The following is a 15,905-nucleotide window of genomic DNA, read 5'->3' on the forward strand; positions in this document are numbered from 1 at the left end:
GAATCCATGCAGGGGAAGAAGGCGGCAGTCTGCCATGCGCCGACGCCGCCAATCGCAATGGCACCGCAATGGCCTGCGGTCACGGCGGCGCTGTGCCGGCCGGCCGATGGGGTCGACTACGCCGCGGCCAGCGCCAGGTTGTCGCGCTTGCGGATGCACAGCCACGGAAAATGCGGCTGGCGCCAGCGCAGCGCGCGCAGGCAGCGCACCGACAGCCGTCGGGGGTCGAACAACCGGCGCAGCACGATGCCGTCCAGCACTGCGTCGGTGTGCTGGTGGTACTGCTGCGCCAGTTCCGCGCAGCCCAGGTCGCTGAAGTAGCGCAGGCTGCGCGCGGCGCTGGCTCGGGCCTGCTCGGCGTCGGCATAGAACGGGCTGTCGAGGATGTGCAGTTCGCCATCGTGCTGCAGCAGCCGCAGCAAGCGTGCGATCAGCGCACGCGGATCGGCGAAGTACTGGATGCAGGCCGGCACCACCACGACATCGAACCGCTGCGCCGGCAGCGGCAGGCGCAGGATGTCGCCGGCGACGAAGCTCAGCCGCGGCGCGTCGGCGAACACCCGCGCCGCCTGGGCAAGTTCGGTGCGATTGACGTCCACGCCGCAGACCTCGCGCTGCAGGCCGCTGGCCAGGCAATGCGACAGCCAGCCGTTGCCGCAGCCCAGTTCCAGCAGCGGCCCGTCGCCGCCGCGCGCACGCAGGTGGCGCAGCAGGCGCCGGCACGATTCGGCACGCACCCGCCATTCGTGGCTGGCGCCGAGCGCGCCGGGCGGCTGCGGCAGCGTGCGCACCTGCGCGTCGCTGTAGAGACGGCCTTCGCGGCGGCGCACGTCCAGATAGCGCTGCTCGAACGGGTCGTCCGGCAATGCGTCGTGCACCAGCACGCCCTCGCGCAGCGTCAACTCCGGCAACTGCCGCAGCTGCACACGCAGGCGCTCGACAGGCGTGCTCACGGCAGCATCAACGCACCTGGCCGGAACCGTCGACCGGCGGATCTTCCAGGCCGACATTGCTTGAGGCGGCTTCGTAGATGCTGCGGTCGAGCAGACCGGTTTCCTTGGCCACCAATACCGGCACCAGCATCTGCCCGGTCACGTTAGTCATGGTGCGCATCATGTCCAGCACGCGGTCGATGGCGTACAGATAGCCGATCACCTCCAGCGGCAGGTTGGCCGCGCTCAGCACCACCGTGGCCATCACCACCGCGGTGCCGGGCACGCCGGCGGTGCCGAAGCTGCCCAGCACCGAGGCGATCAGCACCACGAAATACTGGTTGGCGGTCAGCGGCACGCCGGTGTATTGGGCGATGAACACCGCGCACAGCGCCGGGAAGATCGCGCCGCAGCCGTCCATCTTGATGCTGGCGCCCAGCGGCACCGCGAACGCCGCGTAGTCCTTGTTGACGCCGAGGTTGTGGGTGATCGAGCGCAGCGCCACCGGCATCGCGGCGAAACTGGAGGAGCTGACGAAGGCCACCTGCATGCCCGGCGCGGCGCCGCGGAAGAACTTCCACGGGTTGAGCCCGTGCACCAGCAGCAGGCTGCTGTACACCACCACGATGTGGATCGCGCAGGCCAGGTACAGCGCCAGCACGAAATTGCCGAACGGCAGCAGCTTGCCGAAGCCGTAGCCGCCGACCAGTGCGGCGATCAGGCCGAAGGTGCCGAGCGGGGTCATCTCCAGCACGAAGCGGGTGACCTGGATCATGATCTCGCTCATCTGCTTGGTGAGCTTGCGCGCCTCGGCCACGCGCTCGCCAAGCTTGACCATGGCAAAGCCGAGCAGCGCGGCGAAGAAGATCACCGGCAGGATCGAACCGCGCCCGGCCGCCAGCACTTTCTCGCCTGCAGCATTGGTGTCTTTGCCGATGCCGGTCAGCGCATAGAACGGGTTGGACGGCACAACGTCCAGCAGCACCTGCACCGGGCTGGGCACGTCGCCCGGTTTCCAGGCGCTGTCCACGCGCAGGCCCAGGTGGCCGGCCCCCGGCTGCAGCACGGTGCCCACGGCCAGGCCGACGCCGACCGCCAGCGCCGCGGTGACCACGAACCACAGGAAGGTGCGCCCGCCCAGCTTGGCCACCGACTGCTGCCCGTGCAGCGCCGAGATGGCGTTGATGACCGCGAAGAACACCAGCGGCACCGCGATCATCTTGATCAGGGTGACGTACAGATCGCCCAGCGGCTTGAACCAGGTCTCCGCGGTCGGGCCCAGCGCCCAGCCGGCCAGGGCGCCCAGCAGGAAGCCGGCGACCACGCGCTGCCAGAACGGAATGCGTAACCAGGCCGTCACCAGTTTCATCGACGCTGTCCAGAGAGATCGGGGGGTTTCGCACGATAGCGCACCCCGGCAGCAGCGACGACGCCATGGCTGGAAAGGCGCGATGTCATCGGCGTGCCTTGTCGCAGCCGGCATAATGCGGGGGACTTCGTTGTTCAGGACCCGTTCTGCGTATGCGCCTTCCCGTTTCCGCTCTCGCCGCCGTCTCCACCCTGCTGCTGGGCGCCTGCGCCAGCACGCCGCACGCGCCGGCCGCCAGCGCCAACGTCGCGCCGATCGCCGTCCCCGCCGTGGCCCATCCGGCCGGCGAGACCCCGGCTTGGTGGTACCGCAGCGGCGCCGCCAAGGCCGCCAACAATGGTGCGATGCGCGGCAAGGCCAAGAACGTCATCCTGTTCCTGGGCGACGGCATGAGCCTGACCACGGTCGCCGCCGCGCGCATCCTCGACGGCCAGCGTAAGGGCGCCTCCGGCGAGGAGAACCAGCTGTCGTGGGAGGCGTTCCCGGCCACCGCGCTGAGCAAGACCTACAACACCGATTCGCAGACGCCGGATTCGGCCGGCACCATGACCTCGATCACCACCGGGGTGAAGACCCACATGGGCGCGATCGGCGTGTCCGCCGGCAAGCGCGACGCCTGCGCCGACAGCCTCGGCAAGCAGTTGCTGAGCTGGCTGGAATTGGCCGACAGCGCCGGCATGGGCACCGGCATCGTCACCACCACCCGGCTGACCCACGCCACCCCGGCCGCGACCTACGCGCACGTGCCCGAGCGCAACTGGGAGAGCGATGCCGACCTGCCGGAGAAGGCGGTGGCCGAAGGCTGCCGCGACATCGCCCAGCAGATGGTGAGCGCGCGCTTCGGGCGCGGCCCGCAGGTGATGCTGGCCGGCGGCCGCGGTCAGTTCACCACGGTCGAGCAGCGCGACCCGGAGTACGACGACAAGGTCGGCCTGCGCCTGGACGGCCGCGACCTGGTCGGCGAATGGCGCCAGCGCCATCCGCAGGGCGCCTACGTGTGGACCCGCGGACAACTGGAAGCGGCGCAGAACGCGCCGGCGCTGCTGGGCCTGTTCGAGCCGGACCACATGCAGTTCGACCACGACCGCGACCGCAGCGCCAATGGCGACCCGAGCCTGGCCGAGATGACCAAGGCCGCGATCCGCACCCTGTCGCAGGACAAGAACGGCTATGTGCTGATGGTCGAAGGCGGCCGCATCGACCACGCGCACCACGCCGGCAACGCCTACCGCGCGCTGGACGAGACCATCGCCCTGTCGCAGGCGGTGCAGGCCGCGGCGGAGGCGACCTCGGCCGAGGACACGCTGATCATCGTCACCGCCGACCACTCGCACACGTTGAACTTCGTCGGCTACCCGCAGCGCGGCAACCCGATCCTGGGCAAGGTGCGCGGCACCAGCGGCGAGGACGCCAACACCGGCGACCTCGCGCTGGACGGCAACGGCCAACCCTACGCCACGCTCAGCTACGCCAACGGCCCCGGCTACACCGGCGCCAGCAACCAGCAGCCGGCCGGGATCAAGACCTTCCCGCATGCGCCGAGCAATTTCGAGCCGGCCAACGGCCGTCCCGACCTGACCCATGTCGACACCGAAAGCCCGGACTTCATGCAGGAAGCGCTGGTGCCGACCAAGGCCGAGACCCACGGCGGCGACGACGTCGGCATCTGGGCGCGCGGCCCCGGCAGCAATGCGTTCCGCGGCAGCCTGGAAGAGAACGTGATCTACCACGTGATCGTGCAGGCCACGCCGACCCTGCGCGCGCGGCTGTGCCAGGCCGGCACCTGCAACGGCGACGGCGTGCCGGTGGAACTGCCCAAGCCGGCGGCGTTCATGACCAGCGCTGCGACCGCGCAGTGAGCCGATTGCTGCCCCGGCCGTGGCGCCGTGGCCGCGTGCATGCGGCAGCGGCGTTGCTCGCGCTGTCGGCAACCACAGTCGCTGTGCAGGCACAGGCGCAGCCCGACGACGCCTGCCGGCTCGGCGATCCGACCACCGACCGCGACGTCGTGCCGGGCTGCAAGCTCGGCGCCGACGAGCACCTGGCGCTGACGCCGCAGGCGCTGCGGCGCCTGCACTTCGACCGTGACGGGCTGGCGTTGCTGAGCGTCGGCACGCGCTTTTACTACGTCCGCACCGATGGTCGCAGCCTGCCGGTGATCACCTGGGACAACGGCCCCGATGGCTTCGCCGAAGGCCTGACCCGCGGCATTTTGAATGGCCGGATCGGCTTCTACGATCGGCAACTGCGCGAGGTGATCGCGCCGGTCCACGACTTCGCCTGGCCGTTCGAGCACGGTGTCGCCGCGGTCTGCGACGGCTGCCGCCCCGGCACGCCCGACGCCGATGGGCACACGCCGATGCAGGGCGGCCGCTGGTACTCCATCGATCGCCACAACCGCGAGGTGCCGGCGCCCAAGCGCTGAGCCGATGATCGTGTGCGGCATGGCCGCGTTGTCGCAGAAGCGCCGACATGGCTGGTCCTCTGCAACGCATCTCTTACTGCATCTCCCGCAATGTCGCGGGAAGCGCATCCTCCGCGAGGTGAGACATCCTCGCGTCGGGACTGAAGTCCCTCCCACAGGGGGGCAACGCACGTTACGCGGCTTCAAGCGTCGTCGCGCGCTGGCAGGCCAGTCATCGCGTGCTGGCCGCCAACATCGAGCGGGCACCGAGCTGAGCAAGCATGCGGAACAGCCCCGAGTGCCGACAACTGCCTTGTGGGAGGGACTTCAGTCCCGACGCATTGAACTGAAAAGCATCTGGACTGAAGTCCCTCCCACAGTGGTCAACGCACGTTGTGCGGCTTCAAGTGCCGTCGCGTGCTAGCGGCAAGCCAGTCGTCGCGTGCTGGCGGCCGACATCGAGCGGGCACCGGGCTGAGCAAGCATCCGGGACAGCCACGATTGCCGACAATTGCGCTTGTGGGAGGGACTTCAGTCCCGACGCATTGAACTGAAAGGCATCGGGACTGAAGTCCCCCCACAACGCTATCAAGCGCAAAGACATCGCCATGCCACGCTTCGCGCTGACCTGCGCTTGCGTCTACAGTGACGCGATGCCACCGCATGCCTATACACCGCCGTTGTCCGCACTCGCCGCCGCACTGCCCGATCCGGCGCCGGCGCCGCTGCTGCTCGGCCTCAGCGGCGGGCTGGATTCGACCGTGCTGCTGCACCTGCTCGCGCAACAACCGTCCTACCGTGACGCCGGCCTGCGTGCATTGCACGTGCACCACGGCCTGCATGCCGACGCCGATGCCTGGGCCGCGCATTGCGCAACTGTGTGCAACGCGCTGGCGGTGCCGCTGCAGGTGGTGCGGGTGCAGGTGCCGCGCGACAGCGGCGATGGCCTGGAAGCGGCAGCGCGGCAAGCACGGCGCCAAGCCTTCGCGCAGGCGCTGCAACCCGGCGAGTGGCTGGCGCTGGCGCAACACCGCGACGACCAGGCCGAGACCTTCCTGCTGCGTGCGCTGCGCGCCTCCGGCCCGGATGGCCTGGCAGCGATGCAGGCGCTGTCCGATTTCGCCGGCAGCCGCCTGTGGCGGCCGCTGCTGGCGCAGCCGCGCACTGCGCTGCATGCCTATGCGCAGCGGCACGGCCTGCAGTGGATCGACGATCCCAGCAATGCCGACCCCGGCTTCGACCGCAATTTCCTGCGCCTGCAGGTGCTGCCGCTGCTGCGCCAGCGCTGGCCGCATGCCGACGCCGCCCTCGCCCGCAGCGCGCGGCTATGTGCCGACGCCAGTGCACTGCTGGAGGCGGGCGACCGCACGGCGCTCGATGTGCTGCAGGACGCCCCGGGTGCTCCGCTGCCGCTAGCCCCGCTGCGCGCCCTGCCCGCGGCGCGACGCGCACGCGTACTGCGCCACTGGGTCGCGCAGGCCGGGCTGCCGCCGTTGCCGGCGGCCGGCCTGGTCGCGATCGAACGCGACCTGCTGCAACCGCGCGCCGACGCAGCGGCGCAGTTCGCCTGGCATGGCGCCTGCGTGCACAGTTGGCGCGACACGCTGTACGCCGAGCGCGACCTCGCTCCCTGGCCGGCCGACTGGCAGGCGCACTGGGACGGCCGCACTCCGCTGCCATTGCCCGATGGCCGCCGTCTGCACCTGCGGGCCGAGACCGCACTGGCCTTCGACACGCCGCTGCTGGTGCGCGCGCGCCGCGGCGGCGAACGCCTGCGCCTGCCCGGACGCACGCAGTCGCAGTCGCTCAAGCACCTGCTGCAGACGCAGGCGCTGCCGCCGTGGCAGCGCATGCGTCTGCCGCTGCTGTTCGATGCCACGCAACTGCTGGCCGCCGGACCGGACCTGCTGGCCGCGCCACTGCATGACTGGCTACAGGCGCACGCTGCACGCCTGGAACTGGATCCGCTGCCGGCGCCGGCACGCGTCTCGCATTGACCCTGCTGCCGCCGCCGCGCACACTTTCGCCATGCCCAAGAAGCCCCAAGACGATGCCTCCCCGGTCGCCCGCTTCGAGCAGTCGCTCGAAGAACTGGAAGTGCTGGTGGAGAAGATGGAAGCCGGCGACCTGAGCCTGGAACAGTCGCTCAGCGCCTACGAGCGCGGCGTGGGCCTGTACCGGCAATGCCAGCAGGCGCTGGAGCAGGCCGAATTGCGCGTGCGCCTGCTCAGCGATCCCGAGCAGCCCGACAGCGCCGAACCCTTCGACTCCGTGCCGCCCCATGGCGGCTGAGGCGGCGTTCGCACGCTGGCGCGAGCGGGTGGAAGCCGGGCTGCAGGCGCAGTTGCCGGCGGCCACGCTGGCGCCGCAGCGCCTGCACGCGGCGATGCGCCACGCCACCCTCGGCGGCGGCAAGCGCATGCGCCCGCTGCTGGTCTACGCCAGCGGCGCGCTGTTCGGCGCCGACGCCGCGCGCCTGGACGCGCCGGCGCTGGCGGTGGAACTGATCCACGCCTACTCGCTGGTGCACGACGACCTGCCGGCGATGGACGACGACGCCCTGCGCCGCGGCCAGCCGACCGTGCACATCGCCTTCGACGAAGCCACCGCGATCCTCGCCGGCGACGCGCTGCAGAGCCTGGCGTTCGCGCTATTGGCCAATGCCGAGGACGCGGCGCCGACGCTGCGCGTGCAGTGGCTGCAGACCCTGGCCGAGGCCGCCGGCGCGGCCGGCATGTGCGGCGGGCAGGCGCTGGACATCGACGCCACCGGCCGCGTGCAGGCCTTGGCCGACCTGCAACGCATGCATGCGCTGAAGACCGGCGCGCTGATCCGCGCCAGCGTGCGCCTGGGCGCACTCGGCGGCGGCGCCGATGCCGCCGCGCTCGCGCAGCTGGATACCTTCGCCACCGCGCTGGGCCTGGCCTTCCAGGTGCGCGACGACATCCTCGACGTCGAAGCCAGCTCCGAACAGCTCGGCAAGACCGCCGGCAAGGACGCGGCGCAGGCCAAATCCACCTACCCGGCCCTGCTGGGCATGGACGGCGCCAAGGCCAAGCTGGCCGAACTGGCGCAGGCGATGCGCGACAGCCTGCACGGCTACGGCGACGCCGCCGATGCGCTGGCGGCACTGGCGCGGCTCGCGGTCGATCGCGCGCACTAGCGCACTGCGCCTGCACGCGTGCCGGCGTGCGACACGCGCAAGCCGCTCGGACGCACACGACGCCAGCAGGCTGCTGTGCAGGCGGAGCGCAGCGCACGCCCGAGCCACAAATGCGTGGCTGCAAGCGCGGCCGAGGTTGCTCCCGCGCCAATCGGCGCGAGCACCGTGCCCACGACAGAAAGGACACGCGCTCAGCGCGGACGCAGCTCCAGCAGCACCACGTCGTTGGCACGCATCGGCACGTCGAGCTGCGCGCGGCCATCGCGGCGCACCCGGACCTGTCGCAGCGCCGGCGCATCGGCGGTCAACGCTTGCAAGCGGCGCAGCTGCGTCGCGCTCAGCGTCGTCGGCGCGCCCATGCGCAGGTAGGCGCTGTAGGCATCGTTGGCGTCGAAACCGGTGCGGCGGATCGCCACGCGGTAGGCGCCCGGCGCCAGCCCGTGCAGTTGCAGGCGCAGCGGCGGCGCCGGCGCGGCCGGCAGCACCTGGGTGAAATAGGGGCGATTGCTCTTGTCCTGGTGCGGCGCGACGAACTCCCAGGCCAGCACCTTCAGCACGCCGTCGTCGTAGGTCGCGTAGCTCTGCGGATCGGCATTGCGCAATTGACGTTCGCCCAGCGCGTTGAGATACCGGTAGGCGAAGTACGCCGGCTTGCGCAGGCCCTGCGGGTTGAGCAGGCCGAACCCACCCTGGAACGGCGCGGTCGGCGGCCCCGGTTCCTCGAACAGGTCGCTGTACGTCCAGTAGCTCATGCCCTGCACCACTCCTTCCACCGCGCGCAGCTTGCTCAGGATGTAGGCCGCGCTCAGGTAGCTGTCGTGCACCGGGTCGCGCGGCGTGTAGCTGCTGCTCCATTCGGTGAAGTACAACGGCAACCCGGGCATCGCCGAGTCCTGGATCTGCGCACGCACGCGGCGCACGTCGCCGCTGATCGCATCCGGCGCAGGCGACAGCCTGGTGTCGCTCTGGCCGTGCTCGTCCAGGAAGCCGCCGTCCACGCCATAGGTATGAGTGGTGATGAAGTCCACCGGCGCGCCCATCGCATGCGCCTGGGCGATGAACGCCGGCACCCACTCCGCGCCCGCGGTGGCCGGGCCGCCCACCCGCAACTGCGGATCGATGCGCTTGAGCGTGCGCGCAGTCGCCGCGTACAGCGCGAAATAGGCGGATTGATCGGCGCCTTCCCAGAAGCCGGCGAGGTTGGGCTCGTTCCAGACCTCGAAATACCAGCGGCGCACTTCGTCCTCGCCGTAGCGCTGGCGCAGGTGGCGCACGAAGGCGTCCACCAGCCCGGTCCACCGGTCCAGCCGCGGGTGCGAGGTGTTGCCCTTCCAATAGAAGATGTGTTGGTCGGAGGTCTTCATCGCCTCCGGAGTGAACCCCAGTTCGACGAAGGGGCGGATGCCCATGCCGAGCAGGCGGTCGTACAGACGATCGATCCCGCTCCAGTCGTAACGCGGCTGTCCGTCGACCTCGCGGTAGGTGCCCAGCACGTCATGGAAGATCGCATGGAAGCGCACGTAGCGGAACCCCAGTTCGTCATGCGCGGTGCGCAGTTGCGCCAAGCTATCCTCGCGCCGCAGCGTGCCCGGATAGTCCGCGCCGACCGACAGATCGTAGAAGCGATCGCGCGGCGTGGTCGGCTCCTGCACGTCCAGCACGATCGCGCGCGGCGTGACCGGCGCGGCGAAGGCCACGCACGACCACGCGGCCACCACAATGGCCGAGAGCAGGCGCAGACATCGCATGGCGTTTCCCCTGCATGAGGTGGACGCCGACTCTAGCATCGCCGCGACGGTGCGTTCATCGACGCTCAGGCAACGCGTCATCGCGATGCATCGAACGTGGCGCCGCGCACCTCGGTGACGCCGATAGTGAGACCTGGCGCGCGCTTCGCTGGACGAAATCGAAGACAAACGCGCGTCGGGCGCGCACGCGCGCGGCACCGGGCTAGTTTGCTTCGGCCCCTGTCATGGGGCGCCCACTTTCGACGGAGAGAGACTGCATGAAACACGCATCCCGGATCTCGGCAGCGATCGGCTTCAGCCTGGTCGGCATCATCTCGGCAGCCACCGCGCAATCGCAACTCACGCGCACGCCCGCACCGCTGCAGGTCGAACTGACCCCGGTCGCCGACGCCGACGGCCAGCAGCGCGGCCAGATGGCGGTGACCGTCCGCAACACCGGCGCGCAGGTCGCGCGCGTGCCCAAGTGGGAACTGCCGCTGGGCGATCTCGACAACGCGCTGTTCCAGGTCCAGCGCGACGGCAAGCCGGTGGATTACGTCGGGCGCCTGGTCAAGCGCGCCGCGCCGCGTGCCGAGGACATGGTGGTGCTGCAGCCGGGCGAAACGCGCCAGGCGCAGATCGATCTCGGCCAGGCCTACGACCTGACCCGCAGCGGCACCTACAGCATCCGCCTCGACGCGCCGCTGCAGGGCGCCGCGTTCGCCGATGGCGCGCGCATGCTGCGCGCCGACGGCGAGCCGCAGACCCTGTCCAGCGCGCCGCTGACGGTGTGGCTGGACGGCGGCCGCGGCCGCGCGGTGCGCAACGACCTGATGGTCGGCCCGCAGGCGGTAGTCAACGGCATCAACTACGCCTCGTGCAGCACCAGCCAGATCAGCACCATCGGCAGCGCGGTGAGCGCGGCGCGGACCTACTCGCAGAACGCCAAGACCTACCTCAACGGCGGCAGCACCGGCGCGCGCTACACCACCTGGTTCGGCGCCTACAACGCCAGCCGCTACAGCACCGCCACCTCCAACTTCGTCAACATCGATTCGGCGATCGACCAGAACAACGGGCAGATCACCATCAACTGCGGCTGCAGCGACAGCTCCTACGCCTACGTGTATCCGGATCAGCCGTACCAGATCTACGTGTGCAATGCGTTCTGGAGTGCGCCGGTGACCGGCACCGACTCCAAGGCCGGCACCCTGATCCACGAAATGAGCCACTTCAGCGTGGTCGCCGGCACCCAGGACTACGCCTACGGCCAGAGCGCGGCCAAGAGCCTGGCCACCAGCAATCCGGCGCGCGCGGTGAAGAACGCCGACAGCCACGAGTACTTCGCCGAGAACAATCCGTCGCAGAACTGAGTCCGCTGCGCCGGTGAGTGTCCGGGCGCCGACCCGTCGTCGGCGCCCGGTTCACGTGCGGCCCGTGCCGCACGCCTTGGTGGACTAGGCCACCAATCCTTCCAACCTCGACAATCCCGCACTGCCGGGAAACACCTGGGTGTCCAGCGCGCGCTCGGACACGCCCAGATGCGTAGCGAGCACGTGCCGGAACAGGCTGCGCAGGTCGCTGGTGGCACGCAGGTCACGGCCCTCGTTCAAGGCCCGCGGCGACAGGCCGGGCCAGTCTCCGGCGATGCGCCCGCCACGCACCGCGCCGCCGGCCAGGAAGGCCACGCCGCCGGTGCCATGGTCGGTCCCGCCGGTGCCGTTCACCGCCGCGGTGCGGCCGAACTCGGTCACCACCGCGACCACGCTGCGCGACCAGCAGGCCTGCGCGCCGTCGTGGAATGCGCGCAGCCCCGCATCCAGTTCGCCAAGCTTGCGCTGCAGCACCGCGGCCTGGTTGCCGTGGGTGTCCCAGCCGGCGTTCTCGACGAAGCCGATCCGCGGCCCGTCGGGCTTGGCCATGAAGCTGGCCGCCGCGCTCATCGCCTGCGGCAGTTGCCCGCCCTTGTCGCTGTCCACCTGCATGCCCTGCTCGCGCAGCGCGCGCGCGAAATCGCCCGCCAGCTGCGGATCGGCGGCATACAGCGGCTGCAGGCGCTGCAGCAGGATCGGATTGACCGCGCTCGGCAGCGGCGGCGACCAGCTGGTGACCGCGCCCGGGCCGCGCATGATCAGCGGCGTCACCGCGCTCACCGACACCGCCTCGGCGCCATGCAGAGCCAGCGCGCAGCGGTTGAGCCAGCCGCTGGAGGCGCCGCTGGGCCGCGCGGTGCCATTCTCCAGACAATCCTGCGCCTCGAAGTGCGAGCGCTCGCGATACGGCGGCGCCACCGCCACCACCGGCAGCCATTGCTTGCGCGCGTATAGCGCGTGCGCGAACGCCAGCGCCGGGTGCAGCGCGAAGCTGCCGTCCAGGGCCAGGCTCTGCTGCGGCGCCAGTGCGCCGCGCAGGCGTGCGTAGTCGGGATCGGCGGTCGGCACCAGCGCGTGCAGTCCATCCAGCGCGCCGCGCAGCAGCACGACCAGCAGGCGCGTGTCGGCGCCCGGCGCGGCCAGGCCGCTGCCCGACCACAGGCTCAACACGGTGGCCGCACCGCTGGCGGCAAGGAAACGACGGCGTGTCAGTTGCATCGGAGCTTCTCCCATCGCGGATCGGACCGCGCACCGCTCAGGCGCGCCATTGGAAGGCCGGGCTGGCCAGCAGCACCGCCACGCCTTCGCGCGGCGATTCGGCACGCCGCACCGCAGTCAGCGTGTCCGCATCCGGACCATCGCCGAACGCGGTCGCGGCCAGCGCCAGCGGATCGCCCGGGGCCATCCCGGCCAGCGCCTCGGCGGCCTGCACGCGCTTCCACAGCGCGTCGGCGCCGCTCCATTCCGCCGCCACGTCGGCATAGCCGGCCGGCGAGCGCGGGGTGAACGGCGGCTGCCCCATCCGCGCCAGCAGGGTCAGCACGGTCTTCTGCTGCGGCGGCGCTTCAGGCCAGGAACCACCGGCGCGCAGTGCCGACACCACGAAATCCTGCGGCGGCTTGAACTTGCGCGCCTGCGCGTCCCAGGCCTCGGGGCTGTCGATCAGGGCGCGGTAGACGTGGCGCAGGTCGCCATCGCTACGCCGCCAGGCGTCGGCCATGCGCTGCACCAACGCCGGCGGCGGATCGTCGCGGACGAAGTGCCGGGCCAGCTTGAACGAGACGTGCTGCGCGGTGGCCGGGTGCCGCGCCAGCGCCGTCAGGATCGCCTCGCCCTGCGCCACGCCGTCCTCGGCATAGCGCCGGCCCAGCACCAGGCGGCTGCCGGCGGCATGCGCCGGCGCGCGGAACACGAAGGCGGTCTCGGGCATGCCCTGCTCGACATCGCGCGGGGCCGGCACGCCCCAGCCGGTGATCGCACGCGCCAGTTCGGTGACGTCGGCCTGGGTATAGCCGCCGTCCACGCCGAGGGTGTGCAGTTCCAGGATCTCGCGCGCCAGGTTCTCGTTGAGCCCCAGGCGGCGCGCCGGGCGTTCGGGATCCATGCGCATGGCCCGGCGCTGCGCGCGTTGCGCCAGCAGCGAGTCGGGGCCGACCGAATTGGCGTTGTCCAGGTAGCGCAGCATCGCCGGGTGCCGCTCCACCGCCAGCAGCAGGTCGGCGAAGCGACCCATGCAGTGCGGGCGGATCGCCTCGCGTTCCATCGGCGCCGCGTACAGCGCGGCTGCGCGCTTGTCGACCGAGACCGCGAAATGATTGGACCAGAACTGCACCAGGCGCTCGGCGAAGCCGGCCGGGCTGGCCACCGCGACCCGGTAGCGCGCCGCCAGTTCCTGCGCCTGTGCCTGCCGGTACAGCCCGCGCGCGGCCTGCTGCGCCTGCCGGGCGGCCTGCTGCGGATCGCCGGCCATCTGCTGCCGCGCCTGGCGGCGTTCGCGCTGGTAGTCGGCCTCGCGGCGCAGGTAGGCCAGGCTGTCGGGCAGGCCCTGCAACTCCGCCGCCAATGGGGGCGACTGCAATTGCGCGGCGAGCCAGTCGCGCGGCTCGCCCATGGCGGCCAGTTCCCCGGGACGGGCGCCCAGGCCGAAGCGGTTGGCGGCGCTCAAGCTCTCGCGGCGGATCATGCGGCGCTCCGGTGATGGCGACAGCCTTGCAAACGCACCGCTCGGGCCGCGGTTGACCGGCCGGAGGCGGCGTGACGCTCGGCCGCTCTGTGCTCTCCCGCCGGCGCGCAGTGCGGGCACAAAAAAGGCCCGGCGCAACGGCCGGGCCTTCGGACATGCCTCGCAGGTGCGCTTACTTGATCAGGCGCAGCGCGAACGGATAGCGGTAGGCGACGCCTTCGTTGGCCTTGATGCCGGCCAGGATGCACAGCACCAGGTTCACCACCCACACCACCGGCGCGAGCAAACCGCCGATGATGATCACGCTGAGCACCATGCAGATCACGTAGGCGATGGCGATGGTGATCTGGAAATTCAGCGCTTCCTTGGCCTGATCGTTGAGGAAGGACTTGGCCGGGTTGTCCTTGTTCACCAGCCAGATGATCAGCGGCACGATGAACCCGAGGAGGATCCCCGACAGATGGGTGATCAGCGCGACCGTGCGGTCTTCCTGGGGGCCTGCCGAGGCCGGCGGCGGCGGCGGGGCGGTGACGTTGTCGAATTCGCTCATCGGTATTCCGTTCCTTTGGTGGTGAGGGGACAAGACGTTTGGCGCGTCACTCTCGGCGGCCCGCGCAGCGCTGTCAAGCGAGGCTGGCACAGCGGGACGCGCGCCACGCCGGGCGCCGCGCCGGTCCATCGGCCCATACGGCAGCGGATCGCGCTCGCCCCCGTCGCAGCGTCGCGGCGATCAGGCGCAGCCCCTCGCCATGATTCACAGGTGCAGTGCCGCCAGCGCCTGCAGCACCAACGCATGGTGCGCGATGCCCACGCCCCGGGGCGTGCGACGTTGCCGACGCCACCCTTCGCGGCGCGTGTCGCGGCCCTCAGTCGTTGCCGGCCACCGTCATCCGGCCGACCAGCACCGCGCCGATGTGCACGTGCGAGCGCACGTCGATATCGGCACCCACCGCCTCGATGTCCTGGAACATCTGCCGCAGGTTGCCGGCGATGGTGATCTCGTCCACCGGATAGGCGATTTCGCCGTTCTCGATCCAGAATCCGCCGGCGCCGCGCGAGTAATCGCCGGTCACAGGGTTGACGCCGTTGCCCATCAGGTCGGTGACCAGCAGGCCGCGCGGCAGGCCCTTGAGGATGGCCTGCAGGTCCACCGCGTTGGCCGCCACCTGCAGGTTGTGCACGCCGCCGGCATTGGCGGTGGTCTGCAGGCCCAGCTTGCGCGCCGAATAGCTGCCCAGCACGTAGCGCTGCAGCACGCCGTCGCGCACCAGCGGCGCGTCGCGGGTGGCCACGCCCTCGCCGTCGAAGGCGGCCGAGCGCAGGCCGCGGCGCAGGTGCGGCCGTTCGTCGATCGCGAACCACTCCGGGAACAGGCGGGTGCCGGCGCTGTCGAGCAGGAAACTGGCGCGGCGGTACAGCGCGCCGCCGGACACGGCGCCGAGCAGATGCCCGATCAACGAGCGCGCCATTTCCGGCGCGAACAGCACCGGCACCTCGCCGGTCGGCAGCGAGCGCGGCTGCAGCCGCGCCACCGTGCGCTCGGCGGCGCGGCGGCCGATCGCCGAGGCGCGCTCCAGGTCCTCGCGCGCCAGCGCGCTGCTGTACCAGCCATCGCGCTGCATGCCGTCGCCCTGCCCGGCGATCAGCGTGCAGGCGAGCGAATGGTGGGTGCTGCGCTCGCAGCCGATGAAACCATGCGAATTGGCGTACACCGACAGGCTCTCGCTGGTGCCGGCCGAGGCGCCGTCGGAGTTGCTGATGCGCGCATCGGCGTCGCGGCCGGCGGCCTCGCAGGCCAGCGCCAGGTCGATCGCCTCCTCGGCCTGCAGCGGCCACGGATGCCAGCGGTCGAAATCCGGCTGCTCGCGCGCCATCAGTGCCGCCTCGGCCAGGCCGGCGGCCACATCGTCCTCGGTGTAGCGGGCGATGGCGCAGGCCTGGGCCACGGTGGCCTCCAGGCTGGACTCGTGCAGGTCGGCGGTGCTGGCGCTGCCCTTGCGCTGGCCGAAGTAGACGGTGACGCCGATGCCGCGGTCGCGGGTGGACTCCACGGTCTCCACCGCGCCCAGGCGCACGTTGACGTCCAGCCCGCGGTCTTCGCTGCAGCTGACCTCGGCCTGGCTGGCGCCGAGCGCGCGGGCGCGCGCCAGCAGTCGCTCAGCGATGTCGGACAGGCGCTCCAGGCGCTGCTGGCTGTCGTCGCGGTGCAAATCGGGGGTGATCGCGTTCAATGCTTTATCCTTGTTGTGCGAAT

General features: G+C 70.9%; 13 protein-coding genes. 6 read left to right on the forward strand and 7 right to left on the reverse strand.

What is annotated here, in order from left to right:
- Positions 1 to 116: 116 nt before the first annotated feature.
- Positions 117 to 953, reverse strand: a complete 837-nt coding sequence (locus tag AC1G9L_RS14885) for a class I SAM-dependent methyltransferase (RefSeq protein ID WP_481069403.1) — start codon at positions 951 to 953, stop codon at positions 117 to 119.
- 7 nt (positions 954 to 960) lie between these two features.
- Entirely contained in the window at positions 961 to 2,301 is a 1,341-nt protein-coding gene (locus tag AC1G9L_RS14890; protein ID WP_019801732.1) for a cation:dicarboxylate symporter family transporter, read from the reverse strand.
- A gap of 152 nt (positions 2,302 to 2,453) precedes the next feature.
- Between AC1G9L_RS14890 and AC1G9L_RS14895 the strand changes: the two genes are divergently transcribed.
- From AC1G9L_RS14895 to AC1G9L_RS14915, 5 genes are all read left to right on the forward strand, one after another.
- Positions 2,454 to 4,160, forward strand: coding sequence for an alkaline phosphatase (locus AC1G9L_RS14895; RefSeq protein ID WP_019801733.1), 1,707 nt, complete (start codon positions 2,454 to 2,456; stop codon positions 4,158 to 4,160).
- Entirely contained in the window at positions 4,157 to 4,726 is a 570-nt protein-coding gene (locus AC1G9L_RS14900; RefSeq protein ID WP_481069404.1) for a WG repeat-containing protein, read from the forward strand. The genes AC1G9L_RS14895 and AC1G9L_RS14900 overlap by 4 nt, the downstream gene beginning before the upstream one ends.
- A 632-nt stretch (positions 4,727 to 5,358) precedes the next feature.
- Positions 5,359 to 6,702 carry a tRNA lysidine(34) synthetase TilS gene (gene tilS, locus AC1G9L_RS14905; RefSeq protein ID WP_481069405.1) on the forward strand — a complete coding sequence of 448 codons (1,344 nt, stop codon included), beginning with the start codon at positions 5,359 to 5,361 and terminating at the stop codon, positions 6,700 to 6,702.
- A gap of 31 nt (positions 6,703 to 6,733) precedes the next feature.
- Positions 6,734 to 6,997 (forward strand): exodeoxyribonuclease VII small subunit, encoded by a 264-nt coding sequence (locus AC1G9L_RS14910; RefSeq protein ID WP_010344458.1) that lies wholly within the window; start codon positions 6,734 to 6,736, stop codon positions 6,995 to 6,997.
- Positions 6,987 to 7,868: a polyprenyl synthetase family protein gene (locus tag AC1G9L_RS14915; protein WP_481069406.1), complete on the forward strand. Its 882-nt coding sequence runs from the start codon at positions 6,987 to 6,989 to the stop codon at positions 7,866 to 7,868. Before AC1G9L_RS14910 ends, AC1G9L_RS14915 begins: the two co-directional genes overlap by 11 nt.
- Positions 7,869 to 8,059: 191 nt before the next feature.
- Here AC1G9L_RS14915 and AC1G9L_RS14920 read toward each other — a convergent pair whose 3' ends face one another.
- On the reverse strand, positions 8,060 to 9,616 hold the full coding sequence (locus tag AC1G9L_RS14920; RefSeq protein ID WP_481069407.1) for a GH39 family glycosyl hydrolase: 1,557 nt from the start codon (positions 9,614 to 9,616) through the stop codon (positions 8,060 to 8,062).
- A 257-nt stretch (positions 9,617 to 9,873) separates the two neighbouring features.
- On the opposite strand from AC1G9L_RS14920, the gene AC1G9L_RS14925 reads away from it, so the two are divergent.
- Positions 9,874 to 10,968 carry a M35 family metalloendopeptidase gene (locus tag AC1G9L_RS14925; protein ID WP_209248285.1) on the forward strand — a complete coding sequence of 365 codons (1,095 nt, stop codon included), beginning with the start codon at positions 9,874 to 9,876 and terminating at the stop codon, positions 10,966 to 10,968.
- Between the two features lie 84 nt (positions 10,969 to 11,052).
- Here the strand turns inward: AC1G9L_RS14925 and AC1G9L_RS14930 are convergent, their stop codons facing one another.
- The 4 genes from AC1G9L_RS14930 to pmbA all read right to left on the reverse strand — a co-directional run bounded on the left by AC1G9L_RS14930 (position 11,053) and on the right by pmbA (position 15,882).
- Positions 11,053 to 12,186: a DUF1501 domain-containing protein gene (locus AC1G9L_RS14930; protein ID WP_481069408.1), complete on the reverse strand. Its 1,134-nt coding sequence runs from the start codon at positions 12,184 to 12,186 to the stop codon at positions 11,053 to 11,055.
- A gap of 37 nt (positions 12,187 to 12,223) precedes the next feature.
- On the reverse strand, positions 12,224 to 13,651 hold the full coding sequence (locus tag AC1G9L_RS14935) for a DUF1800 domain-containing protein (RefSeq protein WP_481069409.1): 1,428 nt from the start codon (positions 13,649 to 13,651) through the stop codon (positions 12,224 to 12,226).
- Between the two features lie 172 nt (positions 13,652 to 13,823).
- Positions 13,824 to 14,201: a DUF4870 domain-containing protein gene (locus tag AC1G9L_RS14940; RefSeq protein ID WP_010344465.1), complete on the reverse strand. Its 378-nt coding sequence runs from the start codon at positions 14,199 to 14,201 to the stop codon at positions 13,824 to 13,826.
- Between the two features lie 316 nt (positions 14,202 to 14,517).
- Entirely contained in the window at positions 14,518 to 15,882 is a 1,365-nt protein-coding gene (pmbA, locus tag AC1G9L_RS14945; RefSeq protein ID WP_481069410.1) for a metalloprotease PmbA, read from the reverse strand.
- Between the last annotated feature and the right edge of the window lie 23 nt (positions 15,883 to 15,905).

Source organism: Xanthomonas sp. NCPPB 1132 (genome assembly GCF_056629235.1).

Bases quoted from the DNA above. Each gene is read 5' to 3' on its own strand.
- tilS (WP_481069405.1), top strand. From the start codon at position 5,359: ATGCCACCGCATGCCTATACACCGCCGTTGTCCGCACTCGCCGCCGCA.
- AC1G9L_RS14890 (WP_019801732.1), bottom strand. From the start codon at position 2,301: ATGAAACTGGTGACGGCCTGGTTACGCATTCCGTTCTGGCAGCGCGTG.
- AC1G9L_RS14930 (WP_481069408.1), bottom strand. From the start codon at position 12,186: ATGCAACTGACACGCCGTCGTTTCCTTGCCGCCAGCGGTGCGGCCACC.
- AC1G9L_RS14895 (WP_019801733.1), top strand. From the start codon at position 2,454: ATGCGCCTTCCCGTTTCCGCTCTCGCCGCCGTCTCCACCCTGCTGCTG.
- AC1G9L_RS14935 (WP_481069409.1), bottom strand. From the start codon at position 13,651: ATGATCCGCCGCGAGAGCTTGAGCGCCGCCAACCGCTTCGGCCTGGGC.
- AC1G9L_RS14915 (WP_481069406.1), top strand. From the start codon at position 6,987: ATGGCGGCTGAGGCGGCGTTCGCACGCTGGCGCGAGCGGGTGGAAGCC.
- AC1G9L_RS14940 (WP_010344465.1), bottom strand. From the start codon at position 14,201: ATGAGCGAATTCGACAACGTCACCGCCCCGCCGCCGCCGCCGGCCTCG.
- AC1G9L_RS14910 (WP_010344458.1), top strand. From the start codon at position 6,734: ATGCCCAAGAAGCCCCAAGACGATGCCTCCCCGGTCGCCCGCTTCGAG.
- AC1G9L_RS14920 (WP_481069407.1), bottom strand. From the start codon at position 9,616: ATGCGATGTCTGCGCCTGCTCTCGGCCATTGTGGTGGCCGCGTGGTCG.
- AC1G9L_RS14925 (WP_209248285.1), top strand. From the start codon at position 9,874: ATGAAACACGCATCCCGGATCTCGGCAGCGATCGGCTTCAGCCTGGTC.